Here is a 13,285-nt window from a genome sequence, read left to right as displayed (position 1 = left end):
CGGTCTGGCGAAGCACAGTCTGATGGGCCAAAGCGTTTGATCAATCGAGCTTGGATACCAGCTTGCTGGTTTCAGGTCTCTTTTTGAGCCGCTTTTCGAGCTCGGATACCGCCACCTCCAAATGTAACAGTGCGCTATCGGCGCCACTCCTAAGCGTGTTGGCTCGAGCGATAATCTGCGGCGTCACGGATAGAGGAAAGTTGAACGATCTGGTCGTAAGTGGCGAGTTATCTGGAAACTCGGCTCCATCGGCTTTCAGATTGTATTCGTACTCGTCGATTGCGGCGTGGAAGATAATAATTTGAGTTAGCGCGTCATGTGGGAGCCCTAGCAGCTTGGACAGGTTTGCTGGATATAAAAGCGAAAATAGTTTCGGGCTCACTGATGACCGCCACGTCTGGCCTTGCGCAGCTGGACTTTGATACTCCTTAATTTGGTATGCTAGCAGATTTCTGATCAGCCTTATTTCCGTCGCCAAAGAACGCAGGAGCGCCAACCTCTCCAGTTCATTTAGACGGTCATCGCGATCACGGTTCAGTTTGGCATTGAACAGTGCGCCGCCTGTTAAGCTGATAAAGCCTAATGTCGCCCCTATCGCCGTTCCAAAAACAGTTGCTTGCGCTGGCGCTAGCCCCGCTACCCATTCCCAGAGCCCCATCGAATGTCCTTCCCCGCTGAAATCGTCGGCGTGAAGGAACGCATGAGACCAAGGCAAACGCAAGTCAGTGGCCCAATGGGAGAGTTAGATGGAGCGAGCTGTGATCGTCGTTCTCTTTTGCATTGCCATCTCGTGCATGGCTGCCGCTTTCCTTACCGCCTGCCAGTCGTATTAGCCGCTGGGAGATGGGATCTGGCGGGCAGTTACTTCTTCGTGATCTTCGCCTCAAGTTGCTTAATTCTGTTCTCAAGTCTCTTGATGGTAGCGCAGTGCATTGCTTGGTGCACTTCTGCCGTCGATAACCTAATGTGAAGTGTAAAGTTGCCGCTAAGTGCAATCTTGTTTGTCCTCGAAACTACTATTTCGATGCCACCGTCGACAGGGTGAAAGACACTGTCCTCAAGAGGCTTGTCTGTAACAACATGGTCGCCGACAACGTTTCGAAGGTACCCATTCGCGGTTATTTTCAATTTCCCCTCCTCGTGTGTGTGACATCAAAAACGCACAACGAGCGATCGAGTGCAAGAGCATCCAATGGTTGATCTTCCAGCCAGGCCCATTCCGCCAGAGGACATGCTTGAAGACACTAGCATCCGTTTCGAGCCCGCCTTCGATCTCGTCGAGTGGGCTCGGTCATCCTTCATCGATGAAAACGCAGAACTCGTGAATGAGGATCACCGGCATCTCCGCTTCGCCTCGATCGGTGCTCTGTGGACAAACGTCCCCAACGGTAGAGCCGGTCGCCGCATCATCGGCCAGTGCGAGATGGGATTGCCTCCGGCCGGTAAATGGTCGCGCTCGCGGATCGAGTTGCAGCTGCAGCAGTGGTTTGGTGCCGTGCCGCACTTCCTGCTCACCTTCGATGCTCACTATGCATCGACATGCTCGGACGCCGAGTTCTGCGCGCTGGTCGAGCACGAGCTCTATCACGCGGGGCAAGAGCAGGATGCGTTCGGCGCTCCCAAGTTCCGACGGGATGGTTCGCCAGCCTTCGGCTTACGGGGGCACGATGTCGAAGAGTTCGTCGGCGTCGTCCGTCGCTACGGGGCAGACGCGGCTAACGTCCGCGCGCTCGTTGATGCGGCAAACCGGCCGCCCGAGATATCCAAGGCTAGCATCGGCCATGTGTGCGGCACATGCCAGTTACGTGTCGTTTAAAGGACGTTCCAGCCGATGAAATCTAGGAGCGTGGCTATGCCTTGGAAAATTGCAGCGAACGCCGCGCACGCCGCGCCGCGGCCGCTAAAAATGCTTTGGGTGCGTAGAGCATCTGCTGTCTGCCCCAAGCCGACCGCCCCCGTGCTCCGATGGGGCGTTTTCACGGCTGACGATTTTGCCCAGAATAAGGCTGCCGCGAACGCTGCGATGATCGAAAGCCACGTCGACGCGACCCAAGCCCAATACCACATCGAATCAATCCTCATTTGATTTGAATCCGTATCTTGAAAGCATCCTGATAGGTCGATGGCAAAAGCAAAGCTTACTCGGGAGCAACAAACCTATGTGGTGCAGGCGCTGGCGTGCTTTGATACGCCCACGGTCGTCGCTGCTGCTCTCAAGAAGGATTACGGCGCAGCTCTCAGTCCCCAGGCGATCGAGTGCTATGATCCGACCAAGAAGGCTGGCCGCAACCTGGCTGCAAGATGGAAGGCGCTTTTCGAGGAAACCCGCAAAACGTTCCTCGAAGACACTGCATCGATCGCCATCAGTCATCGCGCCGTCCGTCTCCGCGCTCTTCAGCGCATGGCAGACAAGGCCGAAAACCAGGGCAACATGGTGCTGGCCTCCTCGCTGCTCAAACAGGCGGCCGAAGAAGTCGGCGGCAGCTACACCAATCGGCGCGAGCTGACAGGTAAGGATGGAAAGGACTTGCCGGTTCCCGTTTCGCCGGTGACGATCTTCCAGTTGCCCGATAATGGCAGGAGTTGAGACGGGCGCGGCAGCCCAGACAGTCATCCGGCCGCAAGCGGGACCGCAAACGACCTTTCTCTCTTCTCCGGCTGATATCGCGATCTATGGCGGTGCTGCTGGCGGCGGGAAGACATGGGCGCTCCTCATGGAGCCGCTGCGGCATGTCGGCAATCCAGCCTTCGGTGCGGTCTTCTTCCGTCGGAACCTGACGCAGGTCAGAAACGAGGGCGGTCTCTGGGACGAAAGTGAAAAGCTCTATCCGCACCTGAGCGCATCACCGCGATCGGCGCCAGACCTGAGCTGGACCTTTCCATCCGGGGCAGGGGTCTCCTTCGCCCACCTTGAGCACGAGAAGACGATTTATAACTGGCAGGGGTCGCAGATCCCGCTGATCTGCTTCGATGAGCTGACGCATTTCAGCGCCAAGCAGTTCTGGTACATGCTCAGCCGAAACCGCTCCATGTGCGGCGTCCGGCCTTACGTTCGAGCGACTTGCAATCCTGATGCGGATAGCTGGGTTGCCGAGTTCATATCCTGGTGGATTGATCAGGATACCGGGTTTGCCATCCAAGAGCGCGCTGGCGTCCTTCGGTGGTTCATCCGCATTGGTGACACGATCATCTGGGGCGACAGTCCCGAAGAGCTTGCGCACCACGTCAATCCGCTGACCGGCGAGCCTATTCCGCCCAAGTCGGTGACATTCATCCCGGCCAAGCTTAGCGACAACGCTTTGCTGATGGCGGCCGATCCTGGCTATCTCGCCAACCTGATGGCGCAGCCGACGGTCGAGCGGGAACGCCTGCTTGGCGGAAACTGGAAAATCCGGCCGGCCGCTGGCCTGCTGTTTCAGCGCGGATGGTGCGAAGTCGTTGACGCTGTGCCCGCCGGTGTCCGCTGGATGCGCGGATGGGACTTGGCGTCGACGCCGAAGACCGAAGGAACGGACCCGGACGCGACCGCAGGGACGAAGATCGGGAAGCTGCCAGATGGTCGGTACATCGTCGGGCATCATGTTTCAGACTTCTTGTCACCGTCCGGTGTCGAGAGGCTGATCAAGAATACCGCCGAATCCGACGGAAGGCAGACGCAGATATCGCTTCCGCAAGATCCGGGGCAGGCGGGCAAGTCGCAAGTTACCAACCTGACGAAGCTGCTCGCCGGCTTCAACGTCCGGGCAACACCGGAATCCGGTGACAAGATCACCCGCTTCAGTCCGTTCTCAGCCCAGGCGGAAGCGGGCAACGTCCTCGTCCTTCGCGCGCCGTGGAATGAGGCTTGGTTCAACTCGTTGGAAAGCTTCCCTGAAGCGAAGCATGACGACGACGCCGACAGCACAAGCAGAGCATTCAATGCCCTGCTCAGCGCAAGCACTTACACGCTCGCCAACATCTGAGGGTTTCAATGGCCTGTGGACCTTGTGAAAAGCGCCGGCAGATGATCGCCGAAGCACGGAAGCAGTCCGGAGCCAAGGGCGTTCTGAAGGTGCTGCCGAAGGTCGCCCGTGACGTCGTGAAGAACCCGCCGAACATCAGGAAGAGCCGCAATGGGTGATGTTATCCAGCTACGGGCGAATGACAGCCTGCGCTCGATGGTCGCTGGCCTCGGCGATCCTTTCCGAGACAAGATGGCGACGGCCTCCTATGGCCTGCAGTATATCGACGACTACCAGCTCGCAGCGATCTACAAGAGCAATTGGCTCGGTCGCAAGATCGTCGACATCCCCGCCATGGACGCTGTCCGCAAGGGCAGGGACTGGCAGGCGGAGCAGGACCAGATTGAACTTATCGAAGCAGAGGAAAAGCGCCTCGGCTTCTGGAGCAAGCTGCTTGAGGTGAAGGTCAAAGCCCGCCTATGGGGCGGCGCAGCGCTGTTCATCGGTACCGGCGAGCAGGATCTCATGCAGCCCCTCAATGTTGAGGGGACGAAGAAGGGCGGGATCAAGTATCTGACCGTGCTGTCGCGGCGTGACGTCACCGCCGGTCCGATTGAGCAGAATGTTTTGTCCGAGTTCTACGGCAGGCCTGCCTATTACGAAGTGACCGGCAACGCAGCGATGGTGCGAATTCACCCGTCTCGGCTCGCCGTCTTCATCGGTGCGCCTCACGGTGACAACCTGCTTACCTTCGGCGTTAGCGAGGGTTGGGGCGATAGCATCATCGAGGCCGTCTACTCTGCGATGAAGAATGCGGACGCGACGGCTGCCAATATCGCAAGCCTCGTCTTCGAAGCCAATGTCGATGTTTTCCGCATCCCGGAATTCATGAACGGGCTCTCCGATCCGGACTACAAGTCCAGACTGCTCGAGCGATTTTCGCTTGCCGCCACGGCTAAGGGCATCAACCGCGCACTAATCCTCGACAAGGAAGAGGAATACGAACGCAAGACGATAAGTTTCGCCACATTGCCGGACGTCATGCAGTCGTTCCTGCAGATGGCCGCTGGTGCCGCCGATATCCCCGTGACACGCCTTCTCGGTCAATCTCCGGCCGGAATGTCGGCGACCGGCGAATCCGACATGAACAACTATTATGACCGGGTGTCGTCCATCCAGACGCTGGAAGTGACGCCTGCGCTCTATCGCCTCGACGAGTGCCTGATCCGCTCCGCCCTTGGCAGCCGCCCCGATGAGGTCTTCTACGAGTGGTCACCACTCAAGCAGATGACCGAGAAGGAGCAGGCTGAAATCGGCAAACTGAATGCCGAGACCGCAAACATCCTTGCGACCACCGGCATTTTCACGCCCGTCGAGCTTCGGACGGTTGTGACAAATCAGCTTGTGGAGTCGAGCTTCTATCCGGGCCTTGACCAGGCGGTGGCGGCCACCGACGCCAAGGGTGAGTTCGATCTCGGCGGCGATGATGATACCGATGAGCCTGACGATCAGCAGCCGAAGCGCCAGCAGGCGAACGACGCTGCTCCTCGCACGCTTTACATCCGCCGCGACGTGGTCAACGCCGACGATATCAAGAAATGGGCGAAGTCGCAGGGCTTCGACACCGTCCAGGATGGCCTGCATGTCACCATCATCCACACTCGGACTCCGATCGACTGGATAAAGGTCGGCAATGACATCGAATGGGCTGACAGCGGTAACACGATCAAGATCCTCGCCGGTGGGCCACGCCTGATGGAGCAGTTCGGGGATGCCGTCGTTCTGCAGTTCGCAAGCTCTCGCCTGACCTGGCGGCATGAGGACATCAAACGCCTGGGAGCCGACACGGATTATCCCGAGTACCAGCCACATGTCACGATCTCGTGGCAGAAGCCAGAAGGGATGGACCTGTCGAAGGTCGAGCCGTACCGCGGTGAGATCGTCCTCGGCCCGGAGATCTTCGAAGAGGTCAATGACGACTGGAAGAGTAAGATCGTCGAGGCGTGATGCTCCGCTATTCACTTGCCAAGCTGGTCGACCGACCGAAAGGGACTGTCGTCGAGCTGCCGCCTGTCGACGTCCGCCTCTCGGCAGAAAAGCAGCAATATGCCGCCCTGCGGTCAATGCTGAACGGGATCGCCACGGAAGCGCGGGAATACATCATCCCGCTCTACCAGCAGGAACAGGACATGAAGCGCGCCGCACGGGCCTTCACGGGCGACGCGGACCGCGCTTGGTTTGCATCATTGCAGGCATTGGCCAATCAGTTGCAGCGGATCGCCTCGGATACGGTCAGCCGCATTCTCGATCTGGAAGCCCAGCGGCACACCGATACCTTCATGGCGACGGCCAAGCGGGCGTTGGGCATAAACCTGTCTTCGGTCGTCCGTGACGAGGATCTGGCTGAATATCTGCAGGCGGCAGTCGCCCGCAATACATCGCTGATCCAGAGCCTGTCTGACGACATCGTGAAGCGGATCGAGCAGACCGTCTATACGAACAGCATCGCCGGCAATTCGGTCACGACGCTGCGCAAAGAGTTGCAGACACAGTTCGGGATCACGGATCGGCGGGCGCGGCTCATTGCTCGGGACCAGACCGCCAAGTTCAACTCGGATCTGAACAAAATCCGGCAACAGCAGGCAGGCGTTACTTCATACGTGTGGATGACGGCGCACGATGAGCGCGTTCGGCCGCTGCATAAGAAGCTGGACGGAAACACATACAAGTGGGGTGAGGCCACCGGCGCTGAGCAAGGCCTACCGCCAGGTCAGCCGATCAACTGTCGTTGTGTGGCCCGCGGGATTGTCGAGTTTTGAGAAGGTCGTCGAGCTCGGCGCTGGTGACGCGCTCATCTTCCACGACGAGAACCTCGGTCGTTTCGAGGATCTCCTTCAGTTTCCGGACTTCCAGCGACAAGGCTTCGATCTTGACGCTCTGGTCAAGGATCAACTGCCGCAAGGCTCGGAATTGTTCGTCGGTCATGCCTGCTTTTGTGGTGCATATCGAAAAGGTTGGCAATGCTTATCAAGACCGTTTCGACAGTTGTCACGACTGACAGCACCGGCAAGCCGATCGATGCAATCCCGGTTCGCAATGCGAGCGCGGGCGAAACAGACGCTGCAGGGCGTCCAGTCGATATCATCCAGGTCACCGAAGATCCGAATGGTATCCCCGTCCGTGTCGTGACGGGCAAGGCTGCGCAGAACAGCGCAGGGCAGTGGATCGATACTGTTCCGATACAGGGTGGCGTGGTGCCACTGCCGGCCCTGCCTCTGGCCGCAGGCGCAAAAATCATGGGCCTCGGTCACAGCTTCATCGGCCTCGGCACCGCGCAGACATATACCGCCGGTCAGACAGCAACGAATGGCCATACCGGCTTCTATGAGAATGGCAGAACGGTCCTCTCGTGGATCAAGGCGGCCGATGGCCGCTTTAACATCGACATGTTCGCCGAGTTGAACAGTCCTTTCTTTGCGCCTAGCTCATTTGCGGCCTTCTCGGGCGCAATGGCTGGCAAGTCAGGCGATTGCTTATTTCCTGTTCCCGGTCTTGAGGCGCAGTTTCCGGGCACGCTCGCGCGCACGGCCTACTCTCTCAGCCAGAAACCCGACATCGTCTATATCGACATAGGCTACAACGACATCGTCCGGGGTCGAAGCCTGGCGGCGATCATTGCCGACTTCGATACGCAGGTGCAGCGGATCGTTGATGCCGGCGTCTACGTCGTTCTGCAGACGTTGAGTTGGACCAACACGCTCGACGATCAGCCAGGCGTTGACGATCCGGCCTGGCCTGGCATCCTCGACGGCATTAATACGTGGATCCTTGCGCAGGCGGGACGCAGCGGCGTCGTGCTCTGCAACACGCTTTCGCTCGATGGACCGGCCTCGGGCATCTCGCCGACTATGTTTGTCGATGGGCTTCACCCCAAGCCGGACCTGATGGCGAAGCGCTCCGATATTCTGCTGCCGATCCTGCAGGGAATGGTCTCATCAGGCGAGACGAGGTCGCTCGATCCACTCGCTGCCTACAACATCTTTCCGCCCAAGGGCACGCCGGGGATAGCCGGAACCAAGACCAACGTCACTGGTGACGTTGCCACCGGCATGCGCCTGGTTCGCGGAACCGGCACCTCGACTTATGTCGCTAGCAAGGAAGTGGTGGCGGCCGGCAACGAGAAGCAGGTGATTACCATCACGCCTGTCAACGACGCGGCTCCAGTTCATACGGTGACCTACGGCTTGCCGGCAAACCTCAGCCTCGCAACCCTCGGCCTCGTCGCCGGCGACTGGCTTGAAATCCAGATCCCCGTCGAGCTGAACGATTGGGCGGGCTGGGACTACCTCGACAGTTCCATCCGCGGCCCCGTCCAGATCGGCAATACGGTCACGGTCACCGGCGGCGGCTGGACGACGGGCAACTATGTCGGCGGGCGGGGACGGTCGCTCATCTGCGGCTCGAAACTCTGGCTGCCGACGGGGCTGACCATGACGAACATCAGGCTCGATAACCTGCTGATCTTGAGGCACCTGTGCAATACGGGCGGCACTGGCGTTGCCAAGATCGGGGCGCCGATCATCCGCAAGATTGCGAGCCCGCGAACGGCATGGCAACTGGCGGCCTGAGCCGCCGGCCGATTTCCAGCTTGCGACGGCCATGAGTCGTTTGGTGAACGGCTCTCCTCGTTGGCCATCGACGTTAAGCTGGTGTGCACACCGTCTCGCGGGTCATTTTGCCAAAGGAGTCAAGAGTTGTTCGGGACTCGAACTTCCCGTTGCAATCTTTATCGATGATTGCCCACCCAAGCGCGATCGTAACTGCTCCGACTATGAGATAGACAATCACCGGGATGGGATCATCAGTGAAGACAATTGACCCGCTTCGCTCGCCTTCGATTGAGTAGACGATTTTATTCAGCGTTCCCGAGGGAATTTTCGTGCTTCCTTTGAAGCGCTCTGAGATCCGAATATCGCCTGTATCGCCAAAGCCTGTTTTTGCGATAGTTGGGTCAGCCGGAACGCTGACTGAAATGGGAACAGTTTTCCCTGTCTTCAGATAAACAACGGTACCTTCGAAGACGTAGGCCCCATCTCTCGGCTGTGTATCGGCGGCGGCGTGGATAGTCGTCAGAGTCATGTTTTCGGGACTGCTTAGCACGATATCAGCTGTTGCGAATGTTTGCTCCGCATAACCGCGAGCAGGCAGCAGTGCTGTGACGATTGCACAGATTGTGGCGACGAACGCTCTCATTATTCCCCCCATAGGAATTCCCTGTAACAGCTTACTATAAGATGGCGCTAATGCAATTCCTGGATGCAGTTACTTTGGCCGGTACACGGCGGACCGACGACGGCTACCGACAAGGCCACCCGAGGGTTGATCATCCGCTCGGTCGACGTCGGCACGATTTTTGATGAAGAGGTTTCCGTCTGATGACTGATTATGGCGTCGTCGTCTCTGGCTTTTCCCGCAAGCCGCTGTCGGTCATCCTGGGCGAGATCGAGCAGTCCAACATCGGCATATTTGGCCCGGGCGTGATCCAGACATCGCAATCGCCGATGGGGCAGTTGAACGGGCTTCGCGCTGATCTCCTCGCCGCCGCTTGGGAGATGTTCGAGGATATCTATCAGAGCTATGATCCAGACCAGGCCGAGGAGACACGTCTCGACATTCTGGCTCGCCTGCGGCTGATCGCGAGAGCGCCCGGGGAAAGCGATACGTCACTTCGACAGGCGATTACCAATCTCGGTGTCCCGAACACGCGCGATGCAGACTTCTATCGGGCCGTCATCAATATCGACGGTGTGACCTGGGCGAAGATTTACAGCAACGACACCGGCGCGACCGATGCGAACGGACTTGCGGCCCACAGCGTTTCGGTCGTTGCTCTCGGCGGTGACGACGAGGAGGTCGCACTTGCCGCGCGGCAATATGTTGTTCCCGGCATCTCGACCTATGGCAACACCATGGTGTCGACGGAAGTCGAAGGCTTTTGTCGCTCAATACAGATCATGAGGCCGGAGCAAATACCGATATTCCTGAATGTGACGGTCTCCAAGACCAACGATGCCGCCGGCTGCCCGCCGCCGTCGAACGCTGCCATTGCACAGACGCTTTTCGCAGGGCTGACTGGTGCCAACCGGCCCGTGAATGGCCAGGATATCACCTTGCACCTCATCCGGACGGCCATCTCCTGTGTCTATCCAAACGTCGAGGTGACGGCCGCCACGGGCAATCGCGTTGGGTCAGGGGCCGCAGCGCTGCCAATCGTTATCGACTTCGATGAAATGGCCACAATAACGCTGGCCAACATCGCTATCACGGCGGTCTGACATGGAATGCCCAGACAAGGCGGTCATCGTTGAGGAGCGGATCGACCGTATCCTCACGCAATATCGCGAAAGCCCAAACCTGCTCGGCATCATCCGCCGCGACCTAGGCGAGTTGGCGGATATCATCGTCTCCTCCTGCGAGATGCCGAGCGAATTCGACATTCTCTCCGCTGTCGGCGATCAGTTGACGCTACTGGGGAAACGGCTTGGTTGGCCGCGATGCCATTGCATTTGCGTACCTGTTCCGGTGTTCGGATTCGACTGCGGCCCCGCAAACCCGAACGTGACCATCGTCGGTCTTTGCGAAGGTGGCGTGTGGTCAGGCTGCCAGGAAGCCGGCGACGGCGATATCTGTCTCGATGACGATGAAACTTATCGTCGCTACCTATTGGCCAGGCGATATCAAGCGCGGCAGCTTTGGGACATCGACAGTCTGCAGGCGGCGGCAGAGCATATCTGGGGTGATGATGTCACCGTCACCAGCATGGGCGGCGCACGCGTTGCCATCCAGCCGGGGCGACCATTGACAGCGCTCGAAGAGATCCAGCTACCAGTCGCGTTTCGCGTTCTGCCCTTAGCACCCGGTATCACGCCGCACATCTCACGAGATGTCGGAAAGATCTTCGGTTTCGGGGCTGGATGGGGCGGTCTCTGCGAAGGCGCTATTTGGTTCTGCCCTCAGGAATTTGACCCTTACAACTGCGCTTAAGCGAGGTTCACAAAATGCCTTTTTACACTGACGGGACTGTTCCTTGGAACAGCCTGAACGACAACACGCGCGCTCCACTAGCATCGGAGCTCGAAAGCGGCTACCCATGTGGGCCTGCTGATCAGGAATTGTTCAACTGGACGGCCGGCTGGCCAATCGGCAACATCTGGAACATCCTGTTGAGTGCAGGCATCGTGCCAGATACCGACAAGCTATTTGACTTGGCGCGTGCAATCCGCTCACAGCGGATGAACTATTTCGTTCCCGGCGGCACGACTAGCGCGATGACGATTACGCCCAGCCCGGCGTTCGCTACGCTCTCGGATCTGGTCGGTGTGCCGATCCGCATCAAGAATGGCGCGTCCGCCAATCCCGGCACTCTGACCGTCAATCCCAATGGTCTCGGAAATGTTCCTGTCCACCAGATCGACAATTCCGATCTGGTAGCCGGCGTGATTCCGGCCAATGCCATTTTCGAGATCGTCTATAACGGGACGGTCTTTCTTCTGCTGTCGGGTGGTGCCCAGCAATCGACCATCAGCCAACGCCTACAGAACTTCGTTCTGATTGCCGACCAGAAGGCTGCGGGCGTCGCGGGTGGTTCCTTTACTTCGGGCGCGTGGCGCACGCGCGATCTCAACACTGTTGTCGCAGATCCTCAAGCCATGGTTTCCGGCGGTCTGGTTTCGCTAAGTGCAAATCGCATCACGCTGTCTGCAGGCAAATGGAATATCGAGGCGTCTGCGCCGGCACTGGGCGTCGATGGGCACAAGGCTAGGCTCTACAACGTGACAGACAGCGCCGTTGCGGCATATGGAACCACTGAAAATGCGACAGCGAACGGAACGTCGGATCAGGTCCAGACGCGCGCTTCACTGGTCGCGACACTAACTCTCGCGGCATCAAAGCAGTTTGAGCTGCAACACGTCTGCATAACGACCATGGCCTCGATCGGCTTTGGCATTGCCTCTGACTATGGTCTCGGCGCGAACAACGGGCTTGAGACCTACGCCATCATCCGCGCACAGAAACTGGATTGAACACAATGGATATCGCTATTGCTATCGATGCGCTTGTTCCGGGGGCTCAATATTTCGGAACGCTGACAGGCGGGACGCTCGACGAATTTGACGCCCTGGACTGGCTCGACGAACGCCAGAAGCCGACATGGTCTGCTCTGCAGACGGCCTCTCTGGAGGCAACCAAGAGGAAATTGAAAGCGCAGATCGACACCGCCGCCGAACGCGAGCGGCTGAAATACATCACTGCCGGCACCGGCCAGGCGATGACCTACCAGCAGAAGGCCGAAGAAGCGGCGGCCTTCCTTTCCGACGAAAGCCTAGATCCAGCACAGTACCCGCTCCTGTCCGCCGAGATCGGCATAACGGCGGCAGATATGGCTGGCGTTGCAGCCATCGTTGCTGCCGCCTACGGGCAGTGGCGTGTCATCGGCGCCCAGATCGAGGCAAGTCGGTTGGGCACGAAGGCGGCCATCGAAAACGCAGAGACGGAAGAGGCCGCGCAGGCGGCGGCAGACGCGACGACCTGGCCAGATCCTCAGGGCTGAGGAGACGGATCATCAAATCACCAGTAAGGTTAAGGCCCCACCGCCCCATCATCAAGGGATGGCGTCTAGGGAGTTAAACACGGCGGGTGAATGTTGGTGAGGGTTTGTGAAAGAAGCTCCCGCAGATGTCTAGATGCAGCGCCGGCCAAATGAATGCCATCCGCCGTAGTCCCTGGTTGCGCCATATGGTCTGCATTGGACATTTCTTTGTTTAGATCGATGATCGCGGCGCCGTTCCGTCTCGCTTCGACGAGGATCGAAGAGACGACACGGGAAAGACGATCGGGAGAATACAATGAGGCAACGCCTTTCCCAGCTTCCAGGGGCGGCGGTGTGATAACGATGAGTGGAATGTTTCTAGTCTTTATCGCTCTGACTATATCGCCGTACTTTGCGTCGAAAACATCCCACTGCTCTGGTTTTCGGGGGTCGGCATCATTTGTCCCGACAAGAACTGCGACTGCCGAGGGGCGGCTAAGCGTTAGCAGCGTCTCGACGCGGGGAGCGAGCTTTTCTGTCCAAATCCCCGCAAACCCGGCGTTTATCAGGCGGCACCCGGCGACACCATCCCATGCGAAAGACTCAATCAGGGAATCGCCAAGCAATAAAACCGCTCCGGGACCGATAGCATCGGCCTGGAGAGCGATGATCGACTGGCGTAGATCCCAGTGAACAGCAAGCGCTGCCCACGGGTCTGCGTCATCGGCGCGCAAGGGTAAGGCGGTTGACACTG

Annotated in this window: 15 protein-coding genes; 11 read left to right on the top strand and 4 right to left on the bottom strand. The window is 58.6% G+C overall.

Features of this window, described 5'->3' with window-relative positions; genetic code table 11:
* Nucleotides 1-40: 40 nt before the first annotated feature.
* Entirely contained in the window at nt 41-658 is a 618-nt protein-coding gene (locus AB4Z13_RS16010) for a hypothetical protein (protein WP_442206295.1), read from the bottom strand.
* Nucleotides 659-1,231: 573 nt separating this feature from the next.
* On the opposite strand from AB4Z13_RS16010, the gene AB4Z13_RS16005 reads away from it, so the two are divergent.
* The 6 genes from AB4Z13_RS16005 to AB4Z13_RS15980 all read left to right on the top strand — a co-directional run bounded on the left by AB4Z13_RS16005 (nt 1,232) and on the right by AB4Z13_RS15980 (nt 6,760).
* On the top strand, nt 1,232-1,816 hold the full coding sequence (locus AB4Z13_RS16005) for a putative metallopeptidase (RefSeq protein ID WP_442206294.1): 585 nt from the start codon (nt 1,232-1,234) through the stop codon (nt 1,814-1,816).
* A gap of 36 nt (nt 1,817-1,852) precedes the next feature.
* Nucleotides 1,853-2,086, top strand: coding sequence for a hypothetical protein (locus AB4Z13_RS16000; RefSeq protein WP_442206293.1), 234 nt, complete (start codon nt 1,853-1,855; stop codon nt 2,084-2,086).
* 36 nt (nt 2,087-2,122) lie between these two features.
* Nucleotides 2,123-2,587, top strand: a complete 465-nt coding sequence (locus tag AB4Z13_RS15995) for a DUF2280 domain-containing protein (protein WP_442206292.1) — start codon at nt 2,123-2,125, stop codon at nt 2,585-2,587.
* Complete coding sequence (terL, locus tag AB4Z13_RS15990) at nt 2,574-3,962, top strand: phage terminase large subunit (protein WP_442206291.1); 1,389 nt, start codon at nt 2,574-2,576, stop codon at nt 3,960-3,962. The genes AB4Z13_RS15995 and terL overlap by 14 nt, the downstream gene beginning before the upstream one ends.
* A gap of 150 nt (nt 3,963-4,112) precedes the next feature.
* Nucleotides 4,113-5,948, top strand: coding sequence for an anti-CBASS protein Acb1 family protein (locus tag AB4Z13_RS15985; protein WP_442206290.1), 1,836 nt, complete (start codon nt 4,113-4,115; stop codon nt 5,946-5,948).
* Nucleotides 5,948-6,760, top strand: a complete 813-nt coding sequence (locus AB4Z13_RS15980) for a phage head morphogenesis protein (protein ID WP_442206289.1) — start codon at nt 5,948-5,950, stop codon at nt 6,758-6,760. The genes AB4Z13_RS15985 and AB4Z13_RS15980 overlap by 1 nt, the downstream gene beginning before the upstream one ends.
* Here the strand turns inward: AB4Z13_RS15980 and AB4Z13_RS15975 are convergent.
* Complete coding sequence (locus tag AB4Z13_RS15975) at nt 6,720-6,926, bottom strand: hypothetical protein (RefSeq protein ID WP_162735788.1); 207 nt, start codon at nt 6,924-6,926, stop codon at nt 6,720-6,722. The genes AB4Z13_RS15980 and AB4Z13_RS15975 overlap by 41 nt on opposite strands.
* 35 nt (nt 6,927-6,961) lie before the next feature.
* On the opposite strand from AB4Z13_RS15975, the gene AB4Z13_RS15970 reads away from it, so the two are divergent.
* Nucleotides 6,962-8,569, top strand: coding sequence for an SGNH/GDSL hydrolase family protein (locus AB4Z13_RS15970; protein WP_442206288.1), 1,608 nt, complete (start codon nt 6,962-6,964; stop codon nt 8,567-8,569).
* Nucleotides 8,570-8,642: 73 nt separating this feature from the next.
* Here AB4Z13_RS15970 and AB4Z13_RS15965 read toward each other — a convergent pair whose 3' ends face one another.
* Nucleotides 8,643-9,194: a hypothetical protein gene (locus tag AB4Z13_RS15965; protein WP_442206287.1), complete on the bottom strand. Its 552-nt coding sequence runs from the start codon at nt 9,192-9,194 to the stop codon at nt 8,643-8,645.
* Nucleotides 9,195-9,376: 182 nt separating this feature from the next.
* On the opposite strand from AB4Z13_RS15965, the gene AB4Z13_RS15960 reads away from it, so the two are divergent.
* The 4 genes from AB4Z13_RS15960 to AB4Z13_RS15945 are packed head-to-tail and all read left to right on the top strand — an operon-like array spanning nt 9,377 to nt 12,552.
* Nucleotides 9,377-10,276, top strand: coding sequence for a hypothetical protein (locus tag AB4Z13_RS15960; protein ID WP_442206286.1), 900 nt, complete (start codon nt 9,377-9,379; stop codon nt 10,274-10,276).
* Nucleotide 10,277: 1 nt separating this feature from the next.
* Complete coding sequence (locus AB4Z13_RS15955) at nt 10,278-10,985, top strand: DUF2612 domain-containing protein (RefSeq protein WP_442206285.1); 708 nt, start codon at nt 10,278-10,280, stop codon at nt 10,983-10,985.
* A 14-nt stretch (nt 10,986-10,999) separates the two neighbouring features.
* On the top strand, nt 11,000-12,025 hold the full coding sequence (locus AB4Z13_RS15950; protein ID WP_442206284.1) for a hypothetical protein: 1,026 nt from the start codon (nt 11,000-11,002) through the stop codon (nt 12,023-12,025).
* A gap of 5 nt (nt 12,026-12,030) precedes the next feature.
* Nucleotides 12,031-12,552: a hypothetical protein gene (locus AB4Z13_RS15945; protein WP_442206283.1), complete on the top strand. Its 522-nt coding sequence runs from the start codon at nt 12,031-12,033 to the stop codon at nt 12,550-12,552.
* Between the two features lie 65 nt (nt 12,553-12,617).
* Here AB4Z13_RS15945 and AB4Z13_RS15940 read toward each other — a convergent pair whose 3' ends face one another.
* A complete protein-coding gene (locus tag AB4Z13_RS15940; protein ID WP_442206282.1) occupies nt 12,618-13,265 on the bottom strand; it encodes an SGNH/GDSL hydrolase family protein in 648 nt (215 codons plus the stop codon).
* Nucleotides 13,266-13,285 lie beyond the last annotated feature (20 nt).

This window comes from Rhizobium sp. YAF28 (assembly GCF_052113285.1).
In the GTDB taxonomy this organism is placed as follows: domain Bacteria; phylum Pseudomonadota; class Alphaproteobacteria; order Rhizobiales; family Rhizobiaceae; genus Rhizobium.
Note: the sequence above shows the minus strand (reverse complement) of the source record. Positions and strands in the feature narration are given on the sequence as shown.

Excerpts from the sequence above, each read along its gene's own strand:
- AB4Z13_RS16010 (WP_442206295.1), bottom strand. The coding sequence starts at position 658 with ATGGGGCTCTGGGAATGGGTAGCGGGGCTAGCGCCAGCGCAAGCAACT.
- AB4Z13_RS16005 (WP_442206294.1), top strand. The coding sequence starts at position 1,232 with ATGCTTGAAGACACTAGCATCCGTTTCGAGCCCGCCTTCGATCTCGTC.
- AB4Z13_RS16000 (WP_442206293.1), top strand. The coding sequence starts at position 1,853 with ATGCCTTGGAAAATTGCAGCGAACGCCGCGCACGCCGCGCCGCGGCCG.
- AB4Z13_RS15995 (WP_442206292.1), top strand. The coding sequence starts at position 2,123 with ATGGCAAAAGCAAAGCTTACTCGGGAGCAACAAACCTATGTGGTGCAG.
- terL (WP_442206291.1), top strand. The coding sequence starts at position 2,574 with ATGGCAGGAGTTGAGACGGGCGCGGCAGCCCAGACAGTCATCCGGCCG.
- AB4Z13_RS15985 (WP_442206290.1), top strand. The coding sequence starts at position 4,113 with ATGGGTGATGTTATCCAGCTACGGGCGAATGACAGCCTGCGCTCGATG.
- AB4Z13_RS15980 (WP_442206289.1), top strand. The coding sequence starts at position 5,948 with ATGCTCCGCTATTCACTTGCCAAGCTGGTCGACCGACCGAAAGGGACT.
- AB4Z13_RS15975 (WP_162735788.1), bottom strand. The coding sequence starts at position 6,926 with ATGACCGACGAACAATTCCGAGCCTTGCGGCAGTTGATCCTTGACCAG.
- AB4Z13_RS15970 (WP_442206288.1), top strand. The coding sequence starts at position 6,962 with ATGCTTATCAAGACCGTTTCGACAGTTGTCACGACTGACAGCACCGGC.
- AB4Z13_RS15965 (WP_442206287.1), bottom strand. The coding sequence starts at position 9,194 with ATGAGAGCGTTCGTCGCCACAATCTGTGCAATCGTCACAGCACTGCTG.
- AB4Z13_RS15960 (WP_442206286.1), top strand. The coding sequence starts at position 9,377 with ATGACTGATTATGGCGTCGTCGTCTCTGGCTTTTCCCGCAAGCCGCTG.
- AB4Z13_RS15955 (WP_442206285.1), top strand. The coding sequence starts at position 10,278 with ATGGAATGCCCAGACAAGGCGGTCATCGTTGAGGAGCGGATCGACCGT.
- AB4Z13_RS15950 (WP_442206284.1), top strand. The coding sequence starts at position 11,000 with ATGCCTTTTTACACTGACGGGACTGTTCCTTGGAACAGCCTGAACGAC.
- AB4Z13_RS15945 (WP_442206283.1), top strand. The coding sequence starts at position 12,031 with ATGGATATCGCTATTGCTATCGATGCGCTTGTTCCGGGGGCTCAATAT.